8 protein-coding genes are annotated in these 6,495 nt (G+C 33.5%); 1 reads left to right on the forward strand and 7 read right to left on the reverse strand.

Annotated features, from left to right (window positions below; translation table 11 throughout):
- Positions 1–572 precede the first annotated feature (572 nt).
- The 5 genes from HCB45_RS14820 to HCB45_RS14840 form a co-directional block, all read right to left on the reverse strand.
- Positions 573–815 (reverse strand): hypothetical protein, encoded by a 243-nt coding sequence (locus tag HCB45_RS14820; protein WP_185318757.1) that lies wholly within the window; start codon positions 813–815, stop codon positions 573–575.
- Between the two features lie 175 nt (positions 816–990).
- Positions 991–1,179 carry a hypothetical protein gene (locus HCB45_RS14825; protein ID WP_185620414.1) on the reverse strand — a complete coding sequence of 63 codons (189 nt, stop codon included), beginning with the start codon at positions 1,177–1,179 and terminating at the stop codon, positions 991–993.
- Positions 1,180–1,222: 43 nt separating this feature from the next.
- Entirely contained in the window at positions 1,223–1,606 is a 384-nt protein-coding gene (locus HCB45_RS14830) for a hypothetical protein (RefSeq protein ID WP_185620415.1), read from the reverse strand.
- Between the two features lie 99 nt (positions 1,607–1,705).
- Positions 1,706–3,043, reverse strand: a complete 1,338-nt coding sequence (locus tag HCB45_RS14835) for a MucBP domain-containing protein (RefSeq protein ID WP_185620416.1) — start codon at positions 3,041–3,043, stop codon at positions 1,706–1,708.
- A gap of 185 nt (positions 3,044–3,228) precedes the next feature.
- On the reverse strand, positions 3,229–4,398 hold the full coding sequence (locus HCB45_RS14840) for a thiolase family protein (RefSeq protein ID WP_185607748.1): 1,170 nt from the start codon (positions 4,396–4,398) through the stop codon (positions 3,229–3,231).
- 150 nt (positions 4,399–4,548) lie between these two features.
- Here HCB45_RS14840 and HCB45_RS14845 point away from each other — a divergent pair, with 150 nt between their 5' ends.
- Positions 4,549–5,715, forward strand: coding sequence for a hydroxymethylglutaryl-CoA synthase (locus tag HCB45_RS14845; protein ID WP_185607749.1), 1,167 nt, complete (start codon positions 4,549–4,551; stop codon positions 5,713–5,715).
- A gap of 25 nt (positions 5,716–5,740) precedes the next feature.
- On the opposite strand, the gene HCB45_RS14850 is transcribed toward HCB45_RS14845, so the two are convergent.
- Together HCB45_RS14850 and HCB45_RS15390 are read right to left on the reverse strand one after the other, a co-directional pair.
- A complete protein-coding gene (locus HCB45_RS14850; RefSeq protein ID WP_185620417.1) occupies positions 5,741–6,340 on the reverse strand; it encodes a VanZ family protein in 600 nt (199 codons plus the stop codon).
- A 69-nt stretch (positions 6,341–6,409) separates the two neighbouring features.
- A partial coding sequence (locus HCB45_RS15390; RefSeq protein WP_260508468.1) for a hypothetical protein occupies positions 6,410–6,495 on the reverse strand: 86 nt, incomplete at its 5' end.

A 6,495-nucleotide genomic window follows, 5' to 3' on the forward strand; every position in this document is an offset into this window, starting at 1 on the left:
CATAAAAACATCCTCTAAATTCTTTTAAAAGTTCCTCATAATAATCTTCTTGCACAAATGAATATGTTGTCCTCAATCTACGTAGTACACTATATTTAATATCTCCATAGTAATCTTCGTTAATTTGAAATTCTATAGCAATCACTTCCTAATAAATGATAATTCGCTAGGTTTTAACCATCAAGGCGCTTATCGGTAATATTAAGTATCATCGCATTATTTTTTAACGCTCACATAGAATATTACTTAGTAGGTTTTAACCGTATACCAACGATACTATTTTAGGATGATAGTAATCCCGTGCCCTTTTTTTTAAGCCACGTTTATCCTCGTAAGTGAGAAAACTCGAAACGCACACGTGACAATAACAAGTTTTTACTCTATAATAAAAGTGTCTAAGTTTTATTTGAGCGTTCTTGCATTGTCAAGCGCGCTTTTCTTATACCCATTTCTCATATTCTAATTAATATAAGTTTAATGGACTATGTAGTTTTCAATGAACAATTGAATTTTTTATTAAGCATTTATTTTTTTGGTCTTCTTGGATGGTCTAAACTCACATCCAATAAAACTTAAACTTCATATGCTTTTTTTATTTGGCGGTGATAAACACCATAATGGCGACCAATTCTTCTATACGACACACCTCGGTCAATTAACTTTTTAACTGTTGATGGTGAAAATGCACTTTGAAATAAGTGGTCTATAATCACACTGTTAAGTGCCATTTTCATTCGTATATTCCAGTCACCCTGCATTTCACGTGCTAATGGGACAGCTTGCTTCATGAAATTATTTGTATCTTCTCTTTTCATATCCTCACCTCACTTTAATCTAAAATAAAAATACACTCAGATAAATTCTAAGTGTATTTTTATGAATTTCGAAATATATAGTACTCTATATATTATGTAAACTAGAAAATAAGATATCTATGGAATCAAGAAAGAACTTTTGCCCTCTCTTGATTAATAGACACAGTTAATGTTTTCATTCCCTTATTCTATATTTTTTAGAGAGATATTTATTATATAAAAACCAATTGAATAATGTACCTAACAACAAAAGTATCCCTACAACCCATATAAATTTTTGATTTATATAAATATAAGCAACATATAGGCCAACAATAATTAGAATAAGAATTCCGAAAAACACAGCAATAATAATTTTTTTCATTTTAAGCATCTCCTTTACTAATAAATGCGACTTTTCTACGCTATTATATATACTTGTTTTGAATTTCTCTCCAACATATTTTCTTACAATTAAAACTTGCCATTTCATCTCCCATATTCCAGTGAAAATTACCGTTTTCGTAGTAAATATTGGCTTCATGGATTTCTGATGATGCGTTTAAATCGTTATGTATGCAAAAATGAGTAACGCCTTCTAAATAAAATTCTAGAGTTGCTAATATATCTGTTTGTCTTTGAATAAAGAGTTTAACTACTGGATTCGTTCCTATCACCATTGATAAGTCGCTTTCTGTTACATATGTACTACTTAAGTATGTTAAACCAGTAATGCAACTATCATGGAAATAATTTAATAAGTCCATTAATTTTACCAAATCGGTTTCATTTTTTATTTGTTTCCATTCCATTAAGCTAATTCTCCTTTATGTATAATCTATTTTCATTATACCATCGTTCTTTTAAACAAAAAAACCTTAATCACAACTATGATTAAGGTTAATTTATTCTTATTTCGCTATTTTTCTTGAAATAATGATATATGCTGCTCCGCCAACTAACAAACTAAATCCGATAAATACTAGTAAATGATTGTTTGTATCGCCCGTTTTTGGTAGTTTTATAATGCTAGATGGTTTGAAAGGTTTTTCTGTTGGTGTATCACTCATATGCGTTATGCTTTGATTAGTAGTTTTTATTGCATTATCAGTAATTTGAGGAACAATTAAATCTGTAGAATCTTCTTTACTTGAAATCTCTTTTGTTGGAGATTCAGAAGAATCAGTTGAAGCAATAACTTTACTATCCTTACTATAAACATAAGCTACTTCTTGTGTTTGATTTGTGAATAGTCCAGCATGATTAACTGGTGTTTTAGTTAACGTGTAGCCTTCAAATGTTTTTGTTTCTGTTTCAAAAGCTGCACCAAGCTCGCCTGTTAAAACGATTGGTTCGGCAAGTTGATTTCCTTCAGTGTCTTTATAGATTACTGTAAGAGCTTTTGCGACTTCAACAGGCGTTGTTATTTTTTTATATTTGAAAATAACAGATTGTGGTTCGTCTCTGAATGTGCCTGCTTGGTTTGTTGGCATTTCGCTGAGTTCATAGCCATCGATTTCTTTAGCCACAGCTTGAAAAGAAGCACCATTTTTGCCTGAAAATGTTTCTGTTGGGGCAATTTCTTCGTTTGTCGCTTCATCTACATACGTGACGGATACTTTTTCGCCTTCTGGAATACTTTTTTCATAGATGTAATTTACTTGTGTAGATTCGGTATTTGATGTGTACTTGCCAGTAGCATTGCTTGGAGTTTCTTTTACTTGATATCCCTCCATTGTTTTTGGGGATGTTGTATAATTTTCACCAAGTTTTCCGGACAAAACGTCTGATGTTGCTAATGTTTCATTCGATTCATCAAGGTAGTTCACTTGTACTTTTGCTTTTTCGATTGGTGTAAAAGGACCAGCTAAATCGTATGAATTTTGTCCTGGATATGCGACTGGGTCAAGAACGGTACCTGTAATAGTAAAATAATTAAGCGTGTCTCCTGCTTCAAGTGTTTTAGGTAATTTGAGCCGAAAATTAACGTCATTTTCAACGGTATAGTCAGTGATATAATATTGCTTATTGTTAAAAAGGACATAGGCTGCGTTACCTGGATAGTGCATTGGTACTTCTTGCTGTAGTTTTCCAGTAATATAGTCATCTCCAATATAAAGTTGATCTACTTGAGGCTCGGGTAATTTAAGCATTAGTGGTGCAGCTTTTGCAGAAAATGGTTGAAATGTGATACTAATAATTGAACTAAGAATTAGTAACGCAAATAAAAATTTTTTTAAATGTTTCATAGGACCTCCTGCTTGTTGGAATAACTATATTCTAGCACCAAAGCCAAGCAGATACTTCAATCTGTAAAAAAGTTCACACAATCAACTTAAGTTTTGTTCACAAAAAAGACAAAAACCAAATCATAAAAAAGCTAAAATCAGTTGTTGAGTGATTTTAGCTTTTTATGAATATTAAATGATACTACTTATACTCTTTCAATAATAATTGCAATACCAATACCGCCACCAATACATAAGGAAGCTACACCTGTATGTTTATTTTCGTGTTTTAACTCATTTAACAATGAAACAACAATGCGAGCTCCTGAAGCACCGATTGGATGGCCTAACGCTATTGCTCCACCATAAATATTAAGTTTCTCTTCAGGTATTTTTAAATCTCTTGCAACTGCAACTGATTGAGATGCAAAAGCTTCATTTAAATGGAATAAATCAATATCAGCTATTGAGTAGCCAGCTTTTTCTAGCGCTTCATTAACTGCATAGTACGGGGCATAACCCATATAAGCTGGATCAACCCCGACTTCTGAAGTTACTTTAATTGTTGCTAAATAAGGGATGTTTTCTGCCACAGCTTTTTCTTTGGACATTAAAATGATTGCAGAAGCCCCGTCATTGATACCAGAAGCATTGCCTGCAGTAACAGTTCCACCTTCTTGAAAAGCACTCTTAAGTGTAGCAAGTTTTTCTAAAGTAGAGTTAGCGCGAATTGTTTCATCAGCTTCGAAAAATGAACCATCTGGAAGTTGAACAGGAACTATTTCCTCTTCAAAAAGGTTTTTTTCTTGCGCGCGAGCAGCTTTCATTTGCGAATTATGGGCAAACTTATCTTGCTCTTCTCTTGAAACGGAATATTTATCTGCCACATTTTCTGCAGTAATTCCCATATGGTGTTCCCCGTAAACATCTGTAAGTCCGTCAACAAGCATGCTATTTTTTAAATCTTTCGGGTTAATTTCTTCACCAGCTAGTTCCGGGTTAAGTAGTAACGGCGCTTGGGACATATTTTCGGTCCCTCCTACTGCTACAATCTCAGCCTCTCCTAGTTGAATTGCTTGTCTACCAAGCATAATAGCTTTTAAACCAGAGCCACAAACTTCATTAATTGTCACACCTGGTACTTTATAAGGAATCCCGGCTTTAATAGCGACTTGTCTAGCTACATTTTGACCGAGGCCAGCTTGTAAAACATTACCAAAAATAACTTGATCCACACGTTCTGGAGCAATGTTAGCTCTTTTTAAAACACCTTGTAGAGCGGTAGCGCCAAGGTCTACTGCATTAACATCTTTTAAACTACCACCAAATTTTCCAATTGGTGTTCGAACGGCATCTATTATAACTACTTCTTTCATAGCAATCTCCTTTAAATGTAATCTATCCGTATTATATCATGAAACTTGCTAAAAACTCACTAGATTAAGCCCAATGTATTGTATTTTGTGCATTTTTCTACTAAAATTGAAGTACTTACAAATAAAATATAAAGGACTTGAGACGAACATATGAAAATTGGAATTGATAAAATAGGTTTTTATACTCCTGCGTTTTATGTTGATATGACTGAACTTGCTGAAGCTAGAAACATTGATCCAAATAAATTTACTATTGGAATTGGCCAAGATAAAATGGCTTTTGCCCCTATCACCCAAGATTCTGTCACAATGGGTGCAAATGCGGCTTTACAAATTTTAGATGAAAAAGATTTAGAAAAAATTGATTTGGTTATTTTAGCAACTGAATCTGGAATTGATGAGTCAAAAGCTGGTGCGGTTTATATTCACCGTTTACTAGGAATTCAACCTTTCTCTCGTGCTATTGAGATTAAAGAAGCTTGTTACGGTGCCACTGCGGGCATTAATCTAGCGAAAGATTATGTTGCAAAACATCCTGATAGTAAAGTACTTGTGATTGGCTCTGATATTGCACGTTATGGCCTTGAAACTGGTGGAGAAGCAACACAAGGTGCTGGAGCAGTTGCAATGGTTATTTCAGCTAATCCGCGCTGTATTACGCTCTTAGATGATAACATATTCTATACAGAAGATATTATGGATTTCTGGCGTCCTGTGTATTCTGAATACGCTTGTGTAGAAGGTAAATATTCGACAGAACAATATATTCACTTTTTCCAAACGATTTGGAATAAATATTCAGAGAAATTTGGTAAGAAACTAGATGATTTTGCGGCCATTTGTTTTCATTTACCATACACAAAAATGGGCAAAAAGGCATTAGATACAATTATTGAAACGGCTCCAAGTGATGTACAAGAAAGATTATTAGAGAATTATCGTTTAAGTACACTATACAGCCGTAATATTGGTAATATTTATACTGGTTCGTTATATTTAAGCTTTATCTCCTTGCTGGAAAATCAAGCGAATCTACAAGCAGATGATAAAATTGGCTTCTTTAGTTACGGATCTGGAGCTGTTGGAGAATTTTTCCATGGGGAGCTTCAACCAGACTATAAAAAATATATTCATAAAGAAGCGCACGCTGAATTACTAGCTAACCGTACGAAGCTATCTATTCCAGACTATGAAACTAAATTCAAAGAACAATTACCAAAAGATGGTACTACTCTTAAAATTGATCCTGCTAGCGATCCAGCGGCAATTATTTTAACAGGAATTCAAGATCATAAACGTCAATATATAAAAAAATAACTATCAAAAAACCGACTAGGCTCATTTAGCTAGTCGGTTTTACTTTGAATCGTTTAAATTTTCTTGGGGACAAAAAACGGATAAGAATGTATCCTAGCATAATACCACTAACATTTAAGAATACATCTCCAGTATCAAAGAACCCCACATGCATTATATACTGCATCCCTTCTACTGCGAAAATCAACATTCCTGCTGATAGTAATGCAGTAAAAAATCCTAATTTCTTTAATAAAAAACCAATTGGAACAAAAGCGAGTACATTTCCTACAATAATAACACGTAAATTCCCTGCCAAGAATGTGTCAATAAAACCAAAAGTATCACTCGAAAATCCTTGAGTATCGGAAGCTTTTCCGAATAGTAAGCAAACAAGAATACTGAAATAGATTAAATAGCAAAATACAAGTAATGCTTTATTTATTTTCCAGTTTACTAATTGAACTGCGACAAAATAAAGTAAAATCGCCGTTATGCTAACCGTAATGTAGCCCATATGGCTTACTGTTGCCATTACGTGCTTTAAATAAAAATAAAGCCATCCTTGGAACCAGGAAAAATACATAGTTACTGCAGCAATTAAAGAAATGATTGGTAAAACAAGAATTATGAAGTATTTTTTCATCCTGGTGTCCTCCTTTTCAAATCGTACATCTAGCTTAACACTTGAAAATAAGGACTTTCTTAAAAGGATTTAAAGATTTTCTAAGTTTTTCTCTTTTACAAATAAAAATAAAATGCCACCAACAAGGAAAAGAACAATTAAGCTAGCTACCCCGT

Origin of the sequence: Listeria farberi (assembly GCF_014229245.1) — a bacterium.
GTDB lineage: Bacteria > Bacillota > Bacilli > Lactobacillales > Listeriaceae > Listeria > Listeria farberi.

Coding starts and splice junctions, on each gene's coding strand:
- HCB45_RS14850 (WP_185620417.1), bottom strand. CDS start 6,340: ATGAAAAAATACTTCATAATTCTTGTTTTACCAATCATTTCTTTAATT.
- HCB45_RS14840 (WP_185607748.1), bottom strand. CDS start 4,398: ATGAAAGAAGTAGTTATAATAGATGCCGTTCGAACACCAATTGGAAAA.
- HCB45_RS14825 (WP_185620414.1), bottom strand. CDS start 1,179: ATGAAAAAAATTATTATTGCTGTGTTTTTCGGAATTCTTATTCTAATT.
- HCB45_RS14820 (WP_185318757.1), bottom strand. CDS start 815: ATGAAAAGAGAAGATACAAATAATTTCATGAAGCAAGCTGTCCCATTA.
- HCB45_RS14835 (WP_185620416.1), bottom strand. CDS start 3,043: ATGAAACATTTAAAAAAATTTTTATTTGCGTTACTAATTCTTAGTTCA.
- HCB45_RS14845 (WP_185607749.1), top strand. CDS start 4,549: ATGAAAATTGGAATTGATAAAATAGGTTTTTATACTCCTGCGTTTTAT.
- HCB45_RS14830 (WP_185620415.1), bottom strand. CDS start 1,606: ATGGAATGGAAACAAATAAAAAATGAAACCGATTTGGTAAAATTAATG.